We start from the raw sequence: 23,768 nt of genomic DNA, 5'->3' as shown, positions 1-23,768 counted from the left end.
GTAAAATCGGAATACTGACGCATCGATGGGCGTTGCTCTAATCAGGAGGTTGCGGCTTTGGCAACCGCTTCGCCCATGGCCCAGCATTGGCCGACTACGCGGGCAGAGGATTGGGCTTTGTGGTCTGCGGAGAGGCATTTCCCAGCCGACCAGACATTGGTTAGACCCTTAACTTTCAAGGCACGCAAGGGAATCTCATAGGAACCGCCCGGGGGGAGATACTCAAGCTGGAGTCCTTGCGTGGGGTGCCAGTATTCGATGGGCCAGCAGCAACGGCACGCTGCGTCGTCGAACCGGCGGCAGTTGCGAACATCGGCCTCGGTCACGTAGTATTCGCCTCGAATACGGCCACCGTCACGGACCCCCAGCGATCCCGTTTCGGTGAGTCGAGCCTCAGCGAATTCCGGCCACTCGCGCAGCAGTGAGATTAATTGCGTTTGAACGTTGGATGTTTGTCGTTGAAGTTCGACAAGTCGATTGGGATCACGCCAGTCACTTGGCAGAGGGACAAACAGTTTTACGAATACCTCATCGTCGTATGCACCCTGGTCGAGCCACGCGTGCTCGCAGGATGCAGGCAAGCGACCACTGCGAGTAGCAGCTTTCAGTTTCTCAATGAGGACGATACTCTTAGGAAATACGAGTGTGTTCGGCTGCACGTCGCGTAGTCGAAAGACAAGCCCACCCGCTGCTCGCTGCTCATCATCGTACACATACTGAGAACCAATGAGCCGCACGACTTCGGCTGTCCCAGTTGTGTCGATCACCGCAGTTGGACGAAGAGTTTCAATTGAGCCTCCACAATTCAATTCGCATTTGACAACCTGCCCATCGGTTGCCGTCACCTGAGTGATGCTTGCACAGTAAAGTTGTTCGATGCAGGATTCTTCGTCGAGCCATGCCTCAACAACCCGGCGATAAATCTGCGGGCAGAGGTTGAGACACTGCATCTTTCCGATACGACGAATGCGAGTAAGTGGACTTGCGTGAAAGAGACGGTCAGCAAGCTCCACAGGGAGGCCGTCGTTAATCATCTGCTTGTCAGCATTGTAGAGCCCACCCAGCGTGTGGATCAGAGCACTCGCTACTGTCCCACCTGGTCCGGCCATTCGTTCGACAAGTTTTACTGTCGCACCTGCGCGGGCGGATCCGATCGCAGCAGCCATGCCTGCTGCGCCAGCGCCAACGACAAGAACTTGTGCTGATGTGCTCATGGTTTCGACTTTTTGGCGACGATCACATCGTAGACGCCCCCAGTCTCCAGTGACTGTGTGACGGCAAAACCGGCGTGTTCAATCATTTGCCTTAGCTGCCCCCAGCGATAGAGGTCGCCGTTAGGGTTGATTAGCATGTGAAGATTAAACAGCGTAGAGAGTGTTGAGGCGGTACCGTCATCGGAGACCATCCACTCCTGAACTAGGAGTATCCCCTGCTCTGTCAAATGACGATGTGCGTTCTTCAGCATGGCCATCGCTCCAGGTTCATCGACCATGTGGAGCACATTCGAGAGCAGAATCACATCGTAGTTCTCCTGCAAATTCTCTGTACAGAAGTCGCCGATGCGGAAGCGGACCCTACCGTCGAGACCTTCTCGGCGAACAATTTCGCAGCCGACGTCGCTCACTTCGGTGGAGTCGAGCACTGTCGCTTGCAACTCGGGATAATGGCGACACATGACGATACTGTAAGTGCCAGGGCCACCACCGACATCGAGTAGTTTTGCTGCACCGTTCAACGGCTCAACCTTACTCACAATATCAGCATGGCCCGCCAACGCCATCTGGTGCATCCCGTCAATCCAGTTTTGGATCGAAGGACGCCTGTTATCGAAGCCGAATTTGGACCAATCTAGATCGAGTGGTTTACCTGCCCGAACAAGCTCAGCTAGTTCTTGCCAATTACCCTTCACCATCATGTCGGCCCAATGAGCGACCCAGTCCGCGATTGAGTTTGGCGAACTGCGATCAAGATGCTTACGGCTATCAGCAGTAAGGTGATAGCCTTCAGCCTGCTTAGACAAGAGCCCCAGGCTTGTGCAAGAGTCGAGCAGCCTTTCGATGCTGCGGGGATTCGCGGCAAGCTGTCGGGCGACTTCTCCTGAACTCCTTCCACTACCCCCGATCAACGTGAAGATGTCAAGTTTGTTGGCGGCGAATAACACACATGATCGAGTATAGCTAGTGGCAAGCTCAGTGATTCTCCGTGCACTGGCAGCGGCGGTGCGTTCGGGCGTGGACGGCGTCAAAGATAACGACTGGCGGCGGGAATTGTCCTCCGTTTTCTTGCAGGATGGCATCGCCTTGAATTTCGGCATCACTTCCTCCGCGAACATGTGCATCTGATCGATGACTCGTTCGTGAGGCACGCCGCCGTAGTTGATATGAAACATCCAGCCCGTGAGTCCACAGGCCGCAGAGAGTTCTTCAATGCGGTCGATGCACTGTTGCGGTGTACCGGTGACTGCTCGGTTGTCACGAAGTTCTTGGGCATCCTTCCAAAGAGTCTCACCCGACTCGTACGCCGCGTAATGGGTTGTATCGAGGTGCTGTTTTTGGTTGGTTTGAATCGAGTTGAGGAAATTGAGATACTTAAAAATGTGGCCGTCGATTTGTTCAGACTGCCGCTCGTCTTCGACAAGGGCCAAATGATAGTTGCCAAGGATTTGAAAATTGCTGACGTCGTGACCTGCTTTCGCGAGGGATTCGCGGTACAGATCAAGGTACTCGACTTGTTGAGAGGTCGATTTCAGCAGAAACGGAGCAATCATTAAATGGCAACCCTGTTCGCCGGCCCATTGGTAAGACTCGGGCGTCGCGATACAGGCCACGTAGACCGGTGGCGTCGGCTGTTGCAGAGGACGAGGACCGAGAGTGTGGTCTTCGAACGACCAGAACTTTCCGCTGTGCGTTACATGTTCCTCGGTCCAGAGTCGACGGATCACTTCCCACGCTTCCTGAAAGCGTTCGCGGGATTCACTGGAAGGGACGCCGACAGCACCAAAGTCGTAAGCAAAAATACCGCGACCGATTCCGAAATTGAGCCGGCCATTGCTCAGCAGGTCTACTGCCGCCCAATCCTCTGCCGTAAGAACGGGATGCCTCTGGGAAATCAGCGACACAGCCGTGCCGATGCGAATCTGCTCCGTGCGGTCGGCAATCGCCTGCGCGACAACCGGAGTGCTACAAAATGCATAGCCAGCAAATCGGTGCTCGGCAATCCAAAGAGCATCATACCCCAGCGCGTCGGCCGTCCCCCACTCATGAAGAAGTCGTCTGTACCAAGCGGAATACGAGCCATGCAAGTGCTCGTAGTAATCGGGGATGTAGCAAAAACCAAACTGCATCAGAAAACGCCGGGCGAGAGTAGGCAAGCGCCGTCGCGAGGTCACTTGCGGAAGGGGAGAAAGTAGCCCTATGTCATCTGTTGACACGGTATCTGCTACCAATTTTCCACACTAAGTACGAACCGATGCGATGTCAAACTTCGGCTTGGCAGAAAGAAGGCTTGGAGCGATTAGATCGAGAGGAAACAAAAGCTATTTTGCTGAGGAAAGGGTCGATACCTTCGGAACAACCGTCTCAACATGAACAATCCGAGATTCAACCTCACAACTTCAAGGCGATGAAGAATCTTCATGATGGTGAAACGTCGCAAGACGCCAGGAGCGGGGGAATTCCAGTAGTATTAGAGAGGAATGTAGCACACGGTGTTGGACAGGAGGATCATGACAAAGATCAGGCAAGTGGCCATTGGTCCTAGATATATTCTTCCGGTCAATTGAAAAAAGTAACGATTGAAATACGGCAGGATAAACATGATCGGAACTACCGCAAAGAGCAAGTTGACATATAGCCATCCGTCGGTCCAGTACACGGTTCCTGTGAACGCGAACACCGAATACTGCACTATGAGAATCAGCAGAAGTCCGACTGTGTTGGCCGAACCAGCAAGCAGCATACTTTTCCACTCCTTGTCACCATCAAAACGCATGGCACCGTTTACACGCAGAGAATTGGATAGAAAAAACACAAAGAAGATAGGGGCATAAATGCTCAAGAGAAGGAACATGACTGGCTGAAACACGCGCGCTCCAAAAAAGACAAAACGATAGTCGACGTGAAAAAAATAGTGGACTGTAAATAACAACTGGAAGAAAAAAGCGAAAAGCAAACAGGCAAGCAGGAACGTGCAAGCGATTTCTGCAAGATTTGTTTTTATTCCCCACATTTCAGGACGAACGCCATGAAGCCTTCCATGGTAATGGTAGGAGAGAAAAAACAGCAGGAATCCCACGGTGCCATTGAAGACTGCCCAAAGCATTACGGCATTATTCATGCGTTGTGGAAAGAACCACGTCTGTTCGCGACTAGAGGCAGCGACAAAGAGCTTTTGAGAAAGCTCTGCCAACGGAATATATGAGAAACAGGCAACCAAAGCAGACAAAACAAAGAGGCTCCAGAAGATTATTTTTCCCACACCCTGCGGTCTAGGTAATGCCTCTGGAAGTGGGTGAACCAAATCCATGAATAAAGGCAATTTCAGTAGCAATCGAGCAAGAGGCACCAGCGTTAAGAGTGCTGCAATCGAAGAGACTAGAGTTAGAAACTCTTTCCAATACCAAATCTGATCCTTGCTGGAAATTCCACTGTCGATTTCAAACACTCTCTCAAAATAATCAAGCTGATTTGCAGTAGGCTCGATGGCATAGGGTTGAAAGGGATGTAGCAATCCTTCGTTAAACACAACGCGCAAGGTCCTGTTGTCTTTGTTGCCATAGTAACGACCTATTTCTACTTCTTTCACCTCGGTTCCCGATTCAACCAGTCCAGAATTTACAAGTCGCAGGGCTTCAGGAGCGAACCGCATATCCCCATTCTTCAACTCGTTTCGATAAGCCCCCTCATCGTAGAGGGCGTAGCTAATCCCCACATTGCAGCGGACTTGCTTCAAAACATTGTCAGTCAGAGTTTGTAAATACCCTGAAACGAAAACCGCGCTCAGTATACAAGGCTTATCATTTTTCCTTGCGATCTTCCCAAAATAGTTTGCCCCTCGAATTGCGGCATTTCCTCCGGCAGAATGTCCCGTCGCTGCAATTCGACTTTTGTCGACATAGTTCAAATTGGGTGTGTCGTAGACGTAATTAACTACAGCGAACATACCGTAGCCCTCAGTCGTTGCTGATTGTTTGCTCATTGAAGAACTTGACCCCCCCTGTGCGTAGGGGTCTATAGCAATAACGACAATTCCACGACGTGCCAATTCAAGGGAGATGTTTGAGAGCGTCTCTTTTGAGCGTTGAAAGCCAGGAACTACAACTACCAGTGGAGCAGGTGACTTCTTAGTGGCACTTCTAGGCTTAAATAAATCGGCTACTACCCATTGGCCATTCTGTGTGGGTATCTTGATCTCATGAACCTGGACACGACCACCGGAAGATTGAACCAAAGAAGCAAGGAAACTTGAGATAAACACTACTAGTAGACAGGCTATTAACAGCCAATTGATACTAAATCGTTGTCTTGCAACTTCACCCATACGCCTACTTAACTTTACTTCACCTGGTGTGCTAATTTTTGGCGGATGAGGTCACGGAGTGCGAGGCCATGCGTGCATTGCTGTAACCGTAGAGGCGTTTTCCGATGGGTCCGAGTTGCCGACAAGTTGGATAACTCACTATCTGGTCTGGTTGTGTTGTGGCACTGCACCCACCCCAGAATCAGGCATCTAAACAAATAAGCTAACTTTCCAGACTCTAGCTCCAAGGTTTAATATTGGTCTAATTGCTTACTGTTCTTCAGGGATTAGTCCGGATAGCACTCTCGGCTCACGTTGTGACGCAGTGATTCCGTACTTCTCCATAAGAGAATTAGAAAGCTCAGTAGCCTGATTCGCTGGGAGAGCCGAATTGAAAACAAGCAGATCTCCTACGTCACCAATAAATCCACCGACTCCCTGGATTGAATTGCCGATGATTTGCGTAGTCTCAACATTAGGAATCGACGGTGCATGCGATTCAGAAACAAGGTCACCGTTAACATAGAGGGCCGCTCGGTTAGCAGAATGACTATAGACGAGTGCACACACTGTCGGCAAATCATTGTCCGGAAGAGGACCTTCTAGCAAGACGGTACGTTTTTTCTTGCTGGACGGGTTGGCTAAGAAAAGAATGCTAGCCAACTGATTATTGCGAGTAGTTTCGAGAATTAGGCTCGGTGAGGCATTTAGGGTCAAAAGTTTTCCATACAGACTGCTGATTTGTTCTCCTGAGCGAGGCTTGAACACGCAGATAATAGTGACTTCGTCGCCCGTCTGAAATGGGGTGGTCACAAGATGAGTAGAACCATCGAAGCGGACCGCCGGTCTGCCAGCCAGCGAATCTTCTATCCAATGAGGACGTCGGACTTCATCAATTTGCCAGGCATTGTCTTCTGACGAATTCCTGCCAACGCAGATATCTCCCCAACTGATCACACCATTCTTCGAATCAAGTTGTTGTCTCCTTCCTGCGTCAAGCCAGAGAACGAGATCGGCGTCTCCTGGAACTGCAAGTCGAGACTTCTCCTCTGCATTGTCGGAAGTCCCGAAATGCGAATAATCGACGAAATGCGAACGGTTCGCAGTCAAGTGTTCTACATCTTGAGTTGCCGAAGGTATTCTTATGGCATGATCGGCAGTTAGTTCCCATTCCTGAGGCGATTGTCCTTGTTTCACCGCATCTCTACGCAGCAATACTCTCCCTTGGAACACGTGAGTTTCTGAAATGCCGGCTTCATCGACCAGCAAACCAAAGCTGGTTCCCAGATCAATTACTTCTCCCGAAGGAATGTGAATCGTAAATCCCCGACCACGCTCTGGCACGTTTGCAGTCAGTTTGCCAAAACTCAGATTCCCACGATCTTCGGCAAGCACTCTAAACTGGATGGGTGCTTCCAAAGTAACTTCCGCACCATTTCCGAACTCGAGAACCATTAGCCCTCGATCGAGTTTGATCTCACGCCCAACTTCCAAGAGTGCAGTTTGAGGAGCTCCCCATCGTTGATCACCCCAATCACAATCAATTTTCTGGATAATTCGGGCAATAAATGTAGTCTGAGATTGGAATCGATTTATCAAGAAAACTGATGCGACAATCACGGAAGCTGCAAGTGTGATAATCATAACTGCTCGAGCGCTAATGTAATTGTTGCTCGATGCATTCGAGGTGATTTGTGCGACACCCACTTTCTCAGGTTGACCAGCTGTAAGCTCATTGCTCGCACTTTCGATCGATTGGATGGCTCCCAACTTGTGCCCCAGATGGAGGTGAACCGAAGTGAAGTCTAAGTATTCTCGAATCGCTTCTTGGTCTTGGTCTAGCAGTGCTGAAAGCTCTTGAAGCTGTTCTGCATCGATGTCTCCATCGCAGAGACGCGACGCAAGGGCTTGCAGGCGTTTGTTGTCTTCCTGATCCATGGTATTCACGTATTGTTAGGCACTGATGCGTCGTCTGACACAGCGCAATAATCTGGAGCGAATCTTCCCCAGCAGATCATGTATGGTACTCTTAGGTCGATTGCTTTCTATGGCAATCTGTTTAACTGTTTTGTTGTGTTGGTATCTCAAATCGAGAATCTGTTTATCGGAATCAGGCAATTCCTGCAGGCACATAGTGAGGGCAGTCCCACACTCCTCATATCTTCTGCTGTCCTTGGCGTCATTCAAAGCTATGTCGGCTATCTGATTTAACACTGATTCGCTGAGATACAACGCGTTACGTTTGTTCTGGCGAAGAATCCGGAAAACTTCAAAACGCGCAATTCCACAGGCCCATTTGACAAAATCACGGTCTCGTTGAAATTCTGGCCACTTCTTCCAGAGTATAACACTCGTCTCTTGGAGAACATCTTCTGCTTCGGGGAGATTTGGGACCAGCGTGTGAATAAAACCAAGTATGCGATGTTGGCTCTTGGAAAACAGGCGAACAAATTCTTCTGCTGAAGACGCATCCATAGCAATACTATACCCAACTGGAGGCTAAGGCTTCCCAAGTTCTTCAGTTTGAGATTCTAGAACTGCCGTGCGAACCCCTGCATGGCAAACTAGCATTCCCTGTGAAGGATCGCGCATGGAAATCATTATTTCCGAGAAAAGTTCTGTCGGAAGCTAATTATCGAGAGATTTTGAACACTTTTCAACCACAGCCGTTTGTCTCTCGCTCAACTAGAACCACTGGCTCATTGATGAGCAGTGTCTTTGGCAATCATTCACTGCGATAGTTATTGCTCTATTCGTGCAGCAAATGCTTAACTGCATAGGAAGCCATGTGTGCGTTGCTATGGCCGACCCTCGGCACAACTTCAAGTTGCCAGACAAGGCCTGAATGCTGGGATCCAGCCGCTAAGAGCGCCGACTGATAAAGCTGCATTCCTCTAGCAAGCACATGCGGCCCCTGCTGCTGTGCAGCGAAACTGTTGCTGAGCGGATGGGTCCGGGGATCCCGGTCGCGGTCTCCTAGCAACAGAACTAAACTTTTCTCCAACCAGTTTTCGACGGCATTTTCTGGCAAATTAACTCCGCGTAGTCCAAATGGGAAGTCCTTTTCGTAATCCGGCAAAGTGGCAAATGCAGGATTCGCCGCGACAGCTTTATTGACCTTAGCATCTGGTTTAAAAAGCAAGAATCGATGCACGAAACCACCACCTGCTGAATGGCCATAGAGATTATAAGTCTTTCGATTCGAACCGAATCGATTCTTGAAATCGTCGAACAGAGGATCGATGGCCGTAAATAGCCATTCATTTTCGGGCCGTTGATTACCCGACGAATCGATAACCCCTCCTAGATTGTATTCAAATTCGGTGGGAAAACTTTTTATTGCCGCTTCAACAACAAGTGTGATAAACTGGTTGGCAACTGCTAAATGGTCCCACTCATCACGATACTGATCCGCATTACGCTTGGCGCCAGGAATCACGACAACAATCTGAGAATCAGCATCCATCTGCGGAGGAATACTGTAGAACACCTTGAGCTTCGGACCAGCCCAGTCAGAGAATTCATATTGCCCTGTCACAGCCCACTCGGATTGAGCGCGCGTCAGCGAAGGAGCTAATACCAGCAATAATAGATTGCAAAGCAAAAGCGCCTTCGAAATACTTGGCCTGATAGTGTTGGGCATTGGGGAAACTCAAACGAACTTCGTAGGAAGAGTACCGAAACGTCTCAAACGAATTTCAAGATGTAATCAACAATATAGTACCCAAAGCTGTGCTGGTACGCTCAATTTTTAAAAACGCAACAACTCAGAACGATTTTTTGGGAAACCGGCGATTGATGCGCGATACAAGTAGCGAGGTATTCGGTGGTATAGAAAGGGGCAGTTTCTTCAGCCCGGTTGGTTTGCTTGCAGACAAAGTATAGCCAAGGCTGGAAAATCGAAGTCTGACTCCCAATCTCTAGTGATATTGACTATGCTAAGTAGGTGCTCTGATCTCGTTAGTTACTCTTTTCAGCTGTCTATTTCTATTACTCTGTAACCGTTGAGATTTATCTTGAGGCTTCGAAAACCGATATCCTTGGGTTTTACGTTGATCGAGTTACTCGTGGTCATTTCGATCATCGGCATTCTCGTGGCTTTGCTGTTGCCTGCGGTGCAGGCCGCCCGCGAATCTGCCAGGCGTACGCAATGCACCAACCATCTTCGGCAAATCGGTTTGGCCATTATGAACTATGAGTCTGCTCATGGCTCACTGCCCAAGGGGGACTGGCGGCAGCGCATGAGATCGTCGAATATTGACTCACTTGGTACATGGGTATCCGTCACATTGCCCTATCTCGAAGAATCCAATTTACACAAAAGAATAGATTTCTCGCGACCATTCTTCGAACAACAGGAGCTCGCTGAATCTCTGCTGCCTCATCATATTTTCTTTGACACCCATATTTGTCCCTCCAATGGACGAATGGATTTAATCCAGTGGAATAACGCACACTACGGGGCACGCGGCAATTACGCAGCTAATGCTGGCTGGGCGGGTCCAGATAGTGGCGTATGGATGAACGACATCCAGTGGGAACAGATCGGCACCGATGGCAGAGGGCATCCAGAAAATCCGACAGGAGTTGAATTCATTGCACACAATGGGAGGACGATTCACTCAGCCATTTCCGGATTTGGACCATTCATGGTGAACAAAGGAATTGTACTTCAAGAAGCCACCGACGGAACAAGCCATACGGTAGCAGTCTCGGAGGTCCGTAATGTGCAAGGCGATGACATTCGCGGTTCACTTCACTTTGGAGGAGGTGTCATGTATCTCCATAGTGAGGTGCCGAATACTGCGATCCAAGATTTTACTCGTTTGTGTATTAGTACGATTGAGGCACCTTGCGTATCTACAGAAGAAACGTGGAGAGGCTACCACAAACTTTCTGCCCGTAGCGCCCATCCAGGCGGTGTGAATGTCCTGTACCTGGATTCAAGTGTCCGGTTCGTTGATGACCAGATTGATCGTAACTTGTGGAAAGCCGTTTCCACCTTCGCAGGTGAGGAGCTATCAGTAAGCAATTACTGATCCTACCCCGTTCGATCTTTTCACCTCTCCCAAGGAATGATCGGACGTGGATAATCTTTGCAAGTCGTTTGAGATATCGAACTTACGCTGAAATTGACAATTAATTTCCCTTATTCTTCGGATAAAGGGTATTTGGCGCGCGATTCCTACTAGGCGGGCATTAACATGGAATAATGTTGGGTCTTGTTCGTAAAACCTAAGTTGTCGATTTTCTTTTCAAGAGGGCAGTGCAAATGCTGCCCACGGGAGGGTACTAATGAATTGTCTTTCGAAATGTAATCAATTGTTCCAATCGCTGACTATTGCTGTAGCTGTTTCAGCACTACTTGTCTCTACGGCCACTGCGACGATTCTCGTCAACGAAGATTTCTCGCATCCTGACGGTGATTTAGTTGGTCAGACACCTACTCCAGGGCCGGGAGATGAATGGGCTGGCCATAGCGCTGGTGGGACTAATCCGATTCAAGTTGCGGGTGGAGTTGCTGTGATCAATCAGCAGGGGGGCGAGGACGCCAGCACAGCCTACGCCATCCAAAGCGACACGTCGACTACTTATGCCCGTTTTGATTTTAGCCTACCAGCTAACACCAATTCAGACATTGTCAATCTCGACGGAAACGGACTGTACTTCGCCCATTTTCGCGGTGGTACGGGTACTTCCTTCCGCGCTCGAGTCGGCGTTCTGTCTCCTGATAGAGGCGGGGACTTCAAACTGGTCCTCTCCGAAGATAGTACTATCGGTGATGGTGCCATCTGGGCTGCGGAGTTGTTATTCGATACGACTTACCGAGTTGTGACAGAGTACAACGCTTCTACCCAGCAAAGTAGGCTCTGGCTCGATCCCGCCGATATTTCGAGCACGAACATCACTGCGACGAACTCGCTTGCGGCTTCCGACAATTTCAGCTATGCGTTCCGTCAAAGCAACGATTACGATGGTCAGCAGATCGTGGACAATCTTGTCGTCGCCACTAGCTTCAATGAAGCACTTACTGGTGTTCCCGAACCTAGTTCGGTTGCACTGCTCCTGTGCAGCTTGGCATGTTTTTCCAGTCGCCGGATGCGATAAGCTTTAATCACGGAAACTAACTGGCGGTGGTAATGGTTTGCAGCGAACGCCGCCGCGTAACAGTTGCGTAGTTAGCAGGGCATCCTCTTGGATTCTTTTGCGGTGTGGGTTTGTACGCCTATTTTTCCGTATCCGTCAATTCTTAAACTTACTGACTAGGCCTTTCAGCCATGAAATTACATTTCCTTATAGTGTTCTCAGTTGCTATGTTAGCGGCGATTACCACGATTTCGATTGCCTATGCCGCTGAGCAGTCGTTGGGCTCCGTCGATGCGGACACGTTTGTGGAATTTGACTCAAACGGTGGAATAGGTGGAACACCCCGAGGCACGGCCACGTACATGGAAGTCCGCGGAGGCGATCCGTTTAATAGCTTGAGCTTGACATCCAAGTCGCTGGTTCGGTTCGACCTGGGTGCGTCTCCTGCAATTGACCCCAACTTGCCGTATTTTTTCGAAGTTACCACAGATGATGCGCGAAACTCCAACGACACCTTTCGCCTGTACTCCATCACAGACGGACCCACACAGACCTTTAATGAGGCTACCTTCTCGTGGGAGTTTGCGGACGCAGATTTTCAAAACAATGCGCCAAATGCCACGGCCGGATTTGATAACTTTCTCGCCGCAGGACCTCTCGTCGGCGTGTTTTTTGCTCCAGAACCATCCCAGGCTGACGCAGCAATCGGTATTCCGATTCTCGGATCGGATATCAGCACGTTCGTAAACGGCAATACGTTTGCTACATTTGGCATCACGGAAACAGAAATTAACCGGCTTCGGTTCAATACCAAGGAAAACGTCAATACACCAGCGCGACTATACACATTCGACGTGGTCAATTCCCAAGCGAGTGGTAATCTTTCCAGCGCGGGAACATGGGTAGGCGGGTCGCCTGTGGCCGATAACTGGTACCAAGTTGCCGGCGGGAACACAGTCACGGTCACTGCCGGTGCTTTCGCCGGCGAAGGCGTGATCGTAGACAACGGTGCACTCAATTTTGTGCCTGGAGTGGTCGTTGATATTCCTTTGATTCAGATCAATGCCGGCGGCACACTCACTCACTCTACTCCCGGTAACATAGAGATCGGCGATGGAACACTCAGCCGTAACGATGCTCGCTTCCACGGCGGACTGGTTATTAATCGCGATCTCTCCTATACGGCTGCGGCGGGTGAGAATCTGACAATCAACTTGCCGATTCGCACTCGCAACACATTTACGTTTAATGGTGGAGTCGGATCGGATCTCATCATGCGGTTCCCTCAATCTAGTCGCGGGTTGATCCAATTCAACGGCTCAGGCGATGAGGTTATTCTTAGCGAGGATGAGGGGGTCGGCGGTACCTTGGAAATGAACTCGACTGGCGGCAACATGCTCGTCTTCGACGGTGAGGATACCGAGCAGGAATTTGGCTTCGGAACAGTCGTTTTTAATCAACCAGGTACAATTGACCATCGTTCGAACACCAGTCCTAAAAGCGATCGGCTTCAGGGTCTTGCGTACCTAGAGGTCAATGCACCAATGACGCTAGACCTGACTGCCCCGGAAGTTTCCAACACAGGCGGAAACACTGGCAATGGACGGCGGATATTCCAGATTACGCGTGCCTTACGCGGCGGTGGCGACGTGACGGTCAATGGCACCCCGTCCGCTCCGGGCGTGAGTGTTGGCAATAACTCGATTCAAATAGGGGTTGATCAGGGGACCGACACCAATATTGAGAGCGTCAGCTATTCGGGAACAATGACAGCCAATAACTACGCAGACATTGAAATGAGGACATCCATGCCTGCGGCAAAAGTTGTGATCAATGGTACCGGACAGTTGATAACGGGATTTGACTTGTCACCGGAAGCTATCGTCGAAGTTGGCGAAATCCAGATCAACTCAGGTGGTTCGTTGAACGTGGGTACTCAGCCACAACAACTCCATTTGGTCAAGAGCGGCGGTCGCACTGGGAATCTGACACTCGCCTCGGGCTCCAACTTGACCATCCAGATCAACGAAGCGGAAGATTATGTACCTGACCCAGGGGAGTACGATGGGGTCTTCTTCGACAAAATCGAAGTGGAAGGAAATGTGACCTTGGGCGGCACTCTTACCATTCAGCTTAACCCTGACGTTGTTGTCCCAGGCGTGTCACCGCCGCCTGATCCCTCTTATTTCCCTCCCGTATTGGGAGACACCTGGGACATCATTTCCACTGTCTCTTCCCCGCTGCCAGCGGATTTTGATGGGTTCAATGGCGTCGACTCGGCGGACCTTGCGATCTGGCAAGGCGCCTATGGCGTCAGCGATGCCGGAGACGCCGATGGTGATGGCGACAGTGATGGCGCTGATTTACTGGCATGGCAGCGAAGCTTCGGCGCCACCTCAACTAGTGGGACTATCACGGGCACATTTTCCAACTTGATAGTGGATGACTCATTCGGAGATTTAGCGGCAAACAATTTGGCTTTACAGATTAACTATGTTGGCACGACAACAGTGCAAATCGAAGTCGTGGCTGCCCCATCGCTGAATGTGGTTCCTGAACCGACTGCTTTATCGTTGGCTGCAATGGTATTCTTGGCAGGCTTAGGGAGCAGGCGTCGCCGTAATTGATTTTGGCTTAAATACGTAGATTTGTTTTATCGTTAAGGAGCATGGAGATGGATACGGCTAAGCGAATAAACCATCGGACGGCTTTTACTTTGGTTGAGCTCTTGGTAGTGATCGCGATCATTGGTGTGCTTGTAGCCTTATTGTTGCCAGCCATACAGGCTGCACGCGAGGCCGCCCGTCGAACTCAATGCCTCAATAACTTGAAGCAAGTCGGGCTAGCCGTCATGAATTTTGAATCGGCCAAAAAGACCCTTCCTAAAGGGGATTGGCGACAGAAAACGTCAGCCACCGGCATCGATTCACTTGGCACCTGGGTAACCGAGACGATGCCTTACATGGAAGTCGGTAATCTGTTTAACGAGATGGATTTCACGAAACCCTATTTCGAGCAAGGATTCATCGGTCCGGAAAAAACCCCAACGCATCATTTCATACTTGAGTCCCACATCTGTCCCTCGAATGGTCCGGTAGGAATCGTAACCTGGAATAACGGCCTGTACGGCGCGCGAGGCAACTATGCAGCTAATGCAGGTTACACAGATCCCGAAGAAGAATGTGGGCTTTGGATGGATGACCTGAACTGGGAGCAGGTTGGCAAAGACGGGCGCGGATATCCGAACTGCACTACGGGGCAAATAGTAGCAAACCCGGTGGCCGGTGCAGCTCGACCTGAAGTGAAATCGGCTATGTCTGGTTTCGGCCCATTCTTGGTCAATCGAGGAATTGCCCTGCGTGAGGCGACTGACGGAACGAGCAATACGGTTGCCATCTCGGAGGTTCGTACTGTTGAAGGGGACGACACCCGCGGCGCACTGCATTGGGGAGGCGGGGTCATGTATCTTCATAGCCTGACTCCAAACAACCGCGGAGTTATTCAACAGCTCAAAGACCGTACTCGACTATGTGTGGACGAGCCAGAGGTACCCTGCTTTCAGTCTTCTTCCGGATGGCAAGGGTGGCACCGTAACACCGCACGCAGCGCTCACAGCGGCGGTGTCAATACGCTTTTTCTTGATAGCGGTGTGAGGTTTATTTCAAACGATGTCGACCTGCTGGTATGGCGTGCGGCTTCGACCTTCGATGGGGGAGAGATCCTCAATGGCGAACTCTAATCGGCGGGAACTACCTCTAAGCGATTTCATACGCACACTTCGCCTTGCTATCCCAAGGTATGTTTTGTGGGCCATTAGTATATGTCTGGTTGGCTGCGGAGGTGATGGTGCCACAGTCAGCGGCCGAATCGCTTTTGACGGCGAGCCGATACCCGAGGGAAGTATCACTTTTATCTATGCACAGGATTCGACGCTTGAAAGTCAGGTTCAAGCGAATATTGTCGACGGAGAATTTGTGATCGAATCCCTTATGCCCGGGAACTACAACGTAGCGGTCAGGGCAATGCGAAAGACTGGGCAAGTCCCTCCCGAACCAGGCAGCACCGAGATTGTTGATCGGTTCGAACAGTACATTCCTGTCAATTACAATTCCCGTACCGAACTCACTGCCGAGATAGCCGGCGACGTAGACAACTTGAATTTTGAGCTTCAGTCTCCGCCAATTAGGCGCGGACGACGTCGCTAGCAGTTACAATAGATCTTTACCATCAGCGGCGACCACTCCACTCCCGATTCAGTCATGCCAACGCGATCCGTTAGAGAATCTAAACTTTTTGTTGCGACTTTCCTCGCCGGGATCACAGCTACGCTTTGTTTTGGGAGGACTGCTCCGGGTAGCGATTTTAATGTTTTGATGATTGGTAACAGCTACGTTCAAGGCAATTCTTCGGCCCGTGCGGTTAGCCTCGACGTACAAGGGCTTTTCGATGCCGACCCCGCACATACCGGAACCGTCACCAAGAGAGCGGAAAGTTCCTGGTCGCTAAAAACCCACGCTGAAAGTAGCATCACTACCGACTTGATCACAAACTCGGCAACGTATCAATGGGACGCTATTGTCTTGCAGGAACAGAGCAACCGACCCGGGCGAGCAATCAAGTTCATGGATTCTCAACTTACGAACCTCGACCTTGGTGGACCTGTGCTCATTGATCTCATCAAGCAGCACCAACCTCAGGCAGCTGTCGTACTCTATAACTCGTGGTCAAAGTTTCCAGGGCAACAAGATTTAATTGATTATTTTGACAACGACGTCGACGAAATGCTCAGCTACACCAACCAAGGGTACGATCGTATTCAAAAGAACCCCGGCGAGTGGGATAACTCCGACATAGCAACTATTGCTCGGGTTGGCGATGCATGGGGTGAATGGTACGACACCTACGGTTTCGGAAATTCCTCAATGAGGTTGCACGATGCCGATGGTACCCACCAAAACGACCGCGGAAGCTATCTTGCTGCCTCAGTCATCTATGAGACGATCACTGGATCGAGCACCATTGGCAATACATACTCTGGTGCCGTCACTGGCTCAGTGGGCGGCGCGAGTAAATTGCTCTTACTTCAACAACAAGCCTCGGCAACGACCGGCGCGGCAAATACAGGCGATTTCGATCAAGATGGAGATGTCGACGGGGCCGACTTTCTCAAATGGCAGCTGGGTGACACGCCCGGTCTTGGTAGTTCTAATGAACTCGCGTTATGGCAATCGCAGTTCGGCAAAACCTTACCCATGATCGCAGCTACTACCGAAGTCCCTGAGCCGGGCACCCTATTGCTTATGCTGAGTCTCTTCGCTTTTCAGGTTAGATCGCGACGTTTTTAACCTAGGCATCCCGAAGAAGCATGGCCGGTTGCATGCAGCGAATATGTATCTGCTTGTGCCGACTCTTCGATGAACCTTGCGAAATCCGTGTGAATAGCGGTTGAAAAAATCTATAGGTGATCAAACAGCTTGAATCGTGCGGTCAAAACACCTTCCAGCTATGATCGATCAGAGAACCTTAAGACGAATCTTACGGAATCGGACTTCCATAGGACCACCGGAGTGGAGTTGCAAAGCGATCACTCCTCGGCGGGCACCAGAGGGATCGTTTAAATCCACACAAGGTTTATCATTGATCCATGTTTGAATATGGCCACCATTGGCAACGATCCGGTACTGATTCCAGTCTCCTTTTTTGACAAAATCGTCGCGAGATTCTCCCCATAGCACTTCACGGCCGTTTTCTTCGTACAGTTTGCCCCACCAGCCAGGACCAATGTCGGCTTGATAACCTCTTGCTTCGCCGTCTTGCATTGCTTGACTACGGAATTGTACGCCGCTATTTCCTTCATCGTCGATCAACTTTACTTCAAACGTCAGCTCAAAATTGTCGACTGACATTTCGCTAAACAAGAATGCATTTTTTTCCAGTCCTGTGCTGCGACCTACGATCTCACTGCTCTCGACTGACCATAATCGCTCATCGCCAGACCAACCAGATAAGTCTTTTCCATTAAAGAATAACTCTTGATTTTCCTCGGTGGCAAGAACAGGGACCTGTTCCCGGGCAGCCAGATAAGTGAGCAGCGAAACAATCTCCGAAGGCGAAAATTGCTTCAATTGGTCGTCAGGCATCATCGATTGTTCGCTCAAATAGCGATCTTCGATTTCGTTTTTAGGGATCACCACGACGTTGGTTGTGGTCTGAATAGTCACCGAGTTGTCATCTTCGGCCTTTACGAGACCAGAAACGACTAACCCGTCATCCGTGAGAACAATTGTTTGTTGATAGTCTTTTGTGATAACTGAACTAGGATCAACAATGTTCGTCAGTAAGTAGTCTAAGTCAGAGCGGTTCGACCCAGTGAGGTCGGGCCCAATTTGTGCACCAACGCCGTAGAGCGTGTGACACTGCTGGCAAGTCTTTGCAAATATAGCTCGGCCCATCTCAGGGTCGGGCGCCGAGGGGGGATTGGCAACGAGAGAGCACAATTCGGCGATAAGTTTTGCTTTGTCCTCCGGGGTGCTGCGGACCTGCCCCCAGGTATTGGCGAGCAAGGAATCGAGTTCGGAATTCTTAAGGTTCTGAAGTTGACGAATTAGGTCAGCCGGGACGTCTGCAGTCGGAACTTGTTTAGCCTGGATGGCTTTGAGCAACTCAAGGCCGTATGCTGTACGGGAACAGAGTGTTGCAAGTGCAGCGCGCTTTTCTGATGGGCTTAGCTCATCATAAATATCTAGTACAGATTTCGGAACGGACGGGTCATCGTACAAAGCAAGACCAAGAAGAGCTGACTCTCGAAGGGCCGGCTCAGAGAGGCTGGCAAGAAGCACCTGCGGGAGTTTCAAATCTTTTGCTCGCAACAACGCATCAAGCGCCTGGCGTCGATCTCCAAGACTCGCCTTGGGGTCGCCAACGATTACGCGAAATGCGTTCATCGCCTCTTGATCACCGAATGTTACCCCGAGAGCAAGTGCTTGCGAAAGCAAGTCTTCATTGTCACTGCTGCGCAGTTTTGCAAATGCGGCGGGCCAATTCTGTGGAGGCGCTACTTGCCGACGCCCTTGGAGTGCCTCGCGAATGCCGCGGATAATTTCCGCATGTTCTTCCTGGTCTTCCGACTCGATAATTCGATCGAGCAGTAATACCAATGCCGCTTGCGAGCCGCCGCTTGCTATGCGCTGGATCATGAATTTCCGCACAAGTGGAATCGTCTTACCGCAAGAAAGTCCAAGTGCAAAGGCTCGTGCTGGATCAACTTTGGCAAGAGGTTCGGCAGCATACCAATACATGAGTGGGAGATTGTGGTCGTTCGCGTCCAAGGAATGTGCGAGCAAGGATTCCAGGATTGACCAGCGAGACTCAAGGGGCACGCGGTCTTGGAGGGCTGAGGCAATGTAGAGTCGCACGACAGGCGATGGGTCATCTTGGGCCATCCGAGCCATCTCTGGCAGTAGCTCGGCTTTTAATTCCGGAGAGTTCTCCTCCAGCACCAACTGTATAGTCCACGCTCGGACATGTTCGTCCTTATCGATTATCGAACTCGAAAGCAGATCGCCAGTGATCCCCCCGGTAACGTGCAACGCCCACATAGCCCGTAACCTACGCGTCGCGTCAGGGTTTGATGTGGCAATTTCAGAGAGCCGGTCGCGGGCTGGCTTGGACACCCCTTTGGCAGCATGTCGCTCTTGCATGAGGCGCCGTCCATGGCGAACATACCAATCGTTCTTTTTGAGTACCAACTCCGCTAATTCCAGGTCGGTTCGATCGGCTAAATCTATAGGCGCGTACTTATCATCGCCATAGGCGATTTTGTAAATCCGGCCGTTACTGCGATCGTGGCCTTCGACTGTGTTATGATGACAAGCATTCGTGTCATACCAGTCGATAACGAACGCCTGGCCGTCCGGTCCGTAGCGCAGGTTGAGTATCTGTGAGGCGATGTCACCAGTGAGCAGAAAGTCCGGCCCATGTGAGCCAACAAAACCAGAGCCTTCAGGCTTAAGGATGTCGGTATTGATCCGCTGGCCGTGAATGTTGTTCATGAAGATGCGGCCGCGGTATTTTTCAGGCCAGGAGTCTCCCAAGTAAATCATGGCACCTGCGTGTGCGTGGCCGCCTCCGGCATCATCTGAGTTTCCGTTGCCGCCATGCGGATTGTCACCCAAATAGTGACGGTGATCGGCGATGGTTTGAATGTCACCGTAGATGTATGGATTAAAATGCTGTCCTGCCTGTCGTTGGTAACGGCCACCTTGAATCATGTGGAATAAATGAGGAATCACGCATGCTGTGCAAAAGGCTTGGCCGTGGTCGTCGAAATCGACTCCCCAGGGATTACTCGTTCCCTCAGAAAAGACTTCAAACTCATGCCTCGTGGGATGGTAACGCCAAATGGCGGCGTTTAGCGGGACTCGTTGGTCATCGGGAGTGCCAGGCTTCCCGACACGTGAATGTGTGAACACGCCATGGCAGCCATAAAGCCAACCGTCTGGTCCCCAAATAAACGTATTAAGTGTTTCGTGCGTGTCCTGATAGGCCCATCCATCCAGTAGTATTTCCGGCTCGCCATCAGGGCGATCATCGCCATCTCGGTCAGGGATGAACATCAGGTAGGGGGCTGCACCAACCCACACCCCGCCGAATCCCAACTCGATTCCGCTAACCAGATTTAACCCCTCGGCGAATACTGTCCTCTTATCGGACTTGCCATCACCATCGGTATCTTCAAAGATCAGGATGCGGTCACGGCCTTTTCCCTCTGGAGCCCGAATAGGATATTCATAGGCTTCGGCAATCCAGATGCGGCCACGATCGTCGATGGCCATTGCGATCGGCTGTCTTACTTCGGGCTCTGAGGCAAAAAGTTGCGCCTTAAAACCTTCGGGCAACTTCATAACCGCTACGGCTTCTGCACCAGGAAGCCCAGCGTAGGGGTAGACGTCGGGCTTGGGATCCCCCTCAGCTACTTTAGGGAATTCAGGCTGCTGGTCATGGAACCGGAAGTGGTCAAAATTTACGTGACCCCAACCGACAACTCCGTGATCGAGAATGCGAAGGTAAATCTTCTCGCCTTGAAATTCATTCAGATCGACTACAACTGGACGCAGTTCTTCCGCATTGTAGCCACTTTCGTGATGAATCACTTTGTCGTCAGAGGCGCGTACGACTTGCACTCCTAACGCCTTTCCTCCGCCCCCACCGATGAGGAAGCTGGCGTAAGGATGGGTCACTGTAAAAGGGACTGAGGACAAGGAGCCCTGAACATTGTCGCCCCCCACTTCGTAAGTGCCCACCCAAAAATTGCCGCTATGGCCGCTAACAAGTTCGGGACGCCGTATGTGAACAGTGTCACCTTTGACGGGCTGACTTTGGAAAGCATTGCCCTCGGCAGTCCAATCTTGGAGATCACCCGTTTCAAAATCAAGATTTAGAACGCGACCATCGTCTGCAGTGGCGAGAATCTCGCCTTCGGCCTCTCTTTTATGTGCATGATCTGGCTGATTTTTGAGGCCAGTCTCAGCATCAGATGCGGCTGAGATACCGCTGACATTCTCTTCACTTTTGGCAGATGTTTGGGTAAAGACAAAGGTGCCTTTCTTATTTCCCACAACTATGTCGGGGAGTTCGTCACCCGAGATATCGCTCACAAATACCTGTGTGCCGACGCCCGAATTAGGATCGATCCGGTGGGGGACAAACTTTATCGCACCTTCGCCGCGTACCGTCTCAAACCAGTACAGCACAGCAGGATCACGACCTCCAGGGTCGTGTCCACCATGAGCCCAGAATCGCTTGCCAGTGACAATATCTTGGTCACCATCGCCATCAATGTCGGCCAGGGCTATCGCGTGAAGCTGTGAGAACGCAACTCCGAAGTCGTATTCATCGGGACGTTCACCCATGATCTTGTGTTCTTGGAATTCAATGTCACCGGACTCTCCTTTGCCAATGTTTTCAAACCATGACAGGCCATAAGCATGAGCTGCCAACGAGGTGACTACGTCGTTGTCTCCGTCACCATCGAAGTCGTAGGCGAACATCTGAGAACCACCTTGTTCAGAGAACGGGACTTCATGGAAAGTCCATTTTTCGACGTTTTGCTCGTTTGGTTGTTCCCACCAACCGCTCTTTTCAAGTAAATCCATTCGACCATCGCCGTTGACATCACCGACACCCAGGCCGTGAGTAAATCGTTCATAGCCTCGTTCCGGTGAGACAGCGCGAAAGTGCCATGGCTGGGACTGATCGTTGCTAGGGATTTCCGCGTAACCGATCTGACCTCCGGACATGCAGACTAATTCCGGGATACCGTCACCGGTAACATCCGTGAAAGTTGGGGACTCGTTGTCGGTGATCTGCAGGACCACATGTCGACGCCAGTGGCCGGGCTTATTTTGAGGGTTTTCATACCAACATGTTTCAGCACCCGGGAAACCAACTACCAAGACGTCGCTCCAACCATCGCTATTGAAGTCGTAGTGAAATGCCAAGAAATTATCGGAATAACCTGCGATGTCGAAAGCTTTGAGAGGGTAGTACTCAAAGCGATCCATGAATTCAGGACCTGCGTACCAATAGGGGCCCGATACAATATCGAGGTGACCGTCACCATTGAGATCAACAGCGGTTGCACCTTCAGACAGGAACTGATCCGTCAATTGGTGTCTTTTATACGAAGGGAGGTTTTCAGCTGTCTCAGCGCTCGCCAGTGAAGGCATTGAGAACAAGATCAAGAATAGAAACAGCGTTTTCTTAGAAACAGCCATGGCTGAATAGATATCTCACTAATTCGCTGTCGAAAATCGTTTATTATTACTATGTGGGCTGACTCGTGGATGCAGCCTGGCGTGCGTGAATTGGAGGGCGAACATCCCGCTCAATAGCATCGACACGCGTGTAGCCTGCTCGAGTGAACTCCGGGAGACTCCGAATTTCACCACCAAGCATAGCCGATTCATGCGCCAATATGCCAACGCAAGTCCAGTTGGCACTTGTGGTCGCATCCGGCCATGGATCACGATCGGACAACAAAGAATCGACAAATTCATGAACTAAGTGAGGATGAGAGCCACCATGCCCCGAACCTTGCAAGAACGATAGATGATCGGCATCGACTATCGAACGCGTGAAGGGCCGAATTTCTTCGGGCAGGCGATGGGCAAAATCGGGGATTTCGATTCGCTCGGCGATTTCATTTTCAGGGCGTTTGGCAGTGTGAAGAATATGTGGTTCGCCTTCGACGAGCGACCATTCGAAAGATTTCTTCGAGCCATAAACGTCAAAGCTTTCACGATATTGGCGAGCCGTGTCGTAGAGAAATCGCCAAACGTGGGCAGAAACATCACTGTCAGCTAATTTGATGTGGCAAGACTCAACCGCAAATGGACTACCACTTTTCTCGCGGATATCGTCACGCACACTCCCCGAACCGAAGCAAGAAACACACTCAGCACGACTATCCATCAATCCCAAGACAGGACTGACCACATGAGTGGCGTAATGCATCGGTACCATGTGCTCCCAGTATGCAGGCCAGCCGTCCATGTCCTGGGGATGCGAAGCCTGAAGATACTGAATTTTGCCAAAATCACCTTGATCATACATTTCTTTGATGAAAAGAAACTCGCGACTATATACCACGGTTTCTGCCATCATATATTTGAGTCCCGTATCGGCCACGAGTTGGCAAATCTCCTCGCACTCCTTTATCTTTGTGGCCATTGGCACGGTACACATCACATGCTTGCCTGCCTTAAGTGCAGCGATACTCATTTTGCCATGTTGGCCGATAGGGCTATTGATATGAACAAAGTCTATATCTGAATCGGCGAGCACCTCCTCGAAACTGGTATAACGCCTGGCTATGCCGAAGGCGTCACCTATCTTATTGACCTCTGCTTCATTGCGACGACAGATTGCTGCTAGATTTACATCTAGATATTTCTGGTAGATGGGAATGAACTCTGCGCCGAAGCCTAGACCTACGAGAGCAGCGTTTAAGGGACGTGTCTCTTTCATTTCGTTGTATATCTCCGCGCAAGAGAGGGGCTGCATTGCTGAGGCTATCAGCAATTCTTAACTGAGCAGAAAAATCCTGCAATGATAAATACTATTTGACTCTTTTATTTTATCACGGGGAGGCTAATGTAGTATGG

The 23,768-nt window shown here is 50.6% G+C and carries 14 protein-coding genes; 6 read left to right on the top strand and 8 right to left on the bottom strand.

The window, feature by feature from the left end; genetic code table 11:
• Positions 1–41: 41 nt before the first annotated feature.
• The 6 genes from Pla144_RS15565 to Pla144_RS15540 form a co-directional block, all read right to left on the bottom strand.
• Positions 42–1,214, bottom strand: coding sequence for an FAD-dependent oxidoreductase (locus Pla144_RS15565; RefSeq protein WP_146451590.1), 1,173 nt, complete (start codon positions 1,212–1,214; stop codon positions 42–44).
• Positions 1,211–3,430 (bottom strand): LLM class flavin-dependent oxidoreductase, encoded by a 2,220-nt coding sequence (locus tag Pla144_RS15560; RefSeq protein ID WP_146451589.1) that lies wholly within the window; start codon positions 3,428–3,430, stop codon positions 1,211–1,213. The genes Pla144_RS15565 and Pla144_RS15560 overlap by 4 nt, the downstream gene beginning before the upstream one ends.
• 254 nt (positions 3,431–3,684) lie before the next feature.
• Entirely contained in the window at positions 3,685–5,538 is a 1,854-nt protein-coding gene (locus Pla144_RS15555; protein WP_146451588.1) for a dienelactone hydrolase family protein, read from the bottom strand.
• A gap of 249 nt (positions 5,539–5,787) precedes the next feature.
• On the bottom strand, positions 5,788–7,455 hold the full coding sequence (locus tag Pla144_RS15550; protein ID WP_146451587.1) for a LamG domain-containing protein: 1,668 nt from the start codon (positions 7,453–7,455) through the stop codon (positions 5,788–5,790).
• A gap of 15 nt (positions 7,456–7,470) precedes the next feature.
• Positions 7,471–7,992, bottom strand: a complete 522-nt coding sequence (locus Pla144_RS25580; protein WP_146451586.1) for a sigma-70 family RNA polymerase sigma factor — start codon at positions 7,990–7,992, stop codon at positions 7,471–7,473.
• Positions 7,993–8,266: 274 nt separating this feature from the next.
• Positions 8,267–9,160 carry an alpha/beta hydrolase gene (locus Pla144_RS15540; protein WP_146451585.1) on the bottom strand — a complete coding sequence of 298 codons (894 nt, stop codon included), beginning with the start codon at positions 9,158–9,160 and terminating at the stop codon, positions 8,267–8,269.
• Between the two features lie 373 nt (positions 9,161–9,533).
• On the opposite strand from Pla144_RS15540, the gene Pla144_RS15535 reads away from it, so the two are divergent.
• The 6 genes from Pla144_RS15535 to Pla144_RS15510 all read left to right on the top strand — a co-directional run bounded on the left by Pla144_RS15535 (position 9,534) and on the right by Pla144_RS15510 (position 16,949).
• A complete protein-coding gene (locus Pla144_RS15535; protein ID WP_197530722.1) occupies positions 9,534–10,556 on the top strand; it encodes a DUF1559 domain-containing protein in 1,023 nt (340 codons plus the stop codon).
• 256 nt (positions 10,557–10,812) lie between these two features.
• Entirely contained in the window at positions 10,813–11,625 is an 813-nt protein-coding gene (locus Pla144_RS15530; protein ID WP_146451583.1) for a PEP-CTERM sorting domain-containing protein, read from the top strand.
• Between the two features lie 170 nt (positions 11,626–11,795).
• Positions 11,796–14,231 (top strand): hypothetical protein, encoded by a 2,436-nt coding sequence (locus tag Pla144_RS15525; protein ID WP_146451582.1) that lies wholly within the window; start codon positions 11,796–11,798, stop codon positions 14,229–14,231.
• Positions 14,232–14,278: 47 nt separating this feature from the next.
• Entirely contained in the window at positions 14,279–15,343 is a 1,065-nt protein-coding gene (locus tag Pla144_RS15520; RefSeq protein ID WP_197530721.1) for a DUF1559 domain-containing protein, read from the top strand.
• Entirely contained in the window at positions 15,330–15,809 is a 480-nt protein-coding gene (locus Pla144_RS15515; protein WP_146451580.1) for a carboxypeptidase-like regulatory domain-containing protein, read from the top strand. Before Pla144_RS15520 ends, Pla144_RS15515 begins: the two co-directional genes overlap by 14 nt.
• Positions 15,810–15,863: 54 nt before the next feature.
• On the top strand, positions 15,864–16,949 hold the full coding sequence (locus Pla144_RS15510; RefSeq protein WP_146451579.1) for a PEP-CTERM sorting domain-containing protein: 1,086 nt from the start codon (positions 15,864–15,866) through the stop codon (positions 16,947–16,949).
• Between the two features lie 168 nt (positions 16,950–17,117).
• On the opposite strand, the gene Pla144_RS15505 is transcribed toward Pla144_RS15510, so the two are convergent.
• Both Pla144_RS15505 and Pla144_RS15500 read right to left on the bottom strand, forming a co-directional pair.
• Complete coding sequence (locus Pla144_RS15505) at positions 17,118–22,379, bottom strand: PVC-type heme-binding CxxCH protein (RefSeq protein WP_146451578.1); 5,262 nt, start codon at positions 22,377–22,379, stop codon at positions 17,118–17,120.
• Between the two features lie 49 nt (positions 22,380–22,428).
• Positions 22,429–23,631, bottom strand: a complete 1,203-nt coding sequence (locus Pla144_RS15500) for a Gfo/Idh/MocA family protein (protein WP_146451577.1) — start codon at positions 23,629–23,631, stop codon at positions 22,429–22,431.
• Positions 23,632–23,768: the final 137 nt, after the last annotated feature.

The sequence above is a fragment of the Bythopirellula polymerisocia genome, assembly GCF_007860015.1.
Lineage (GTDB): Bacteria > Planctomycetota > Planctomycetia > Pirellulales > Lacipirellulaceae > Bythopirellula > Bythopirellula polymerisocia.
Note: the sequence above shows the minus strand (reverse complement) of the source record. Positions and strands in the feature narration are given on the sequence as shown.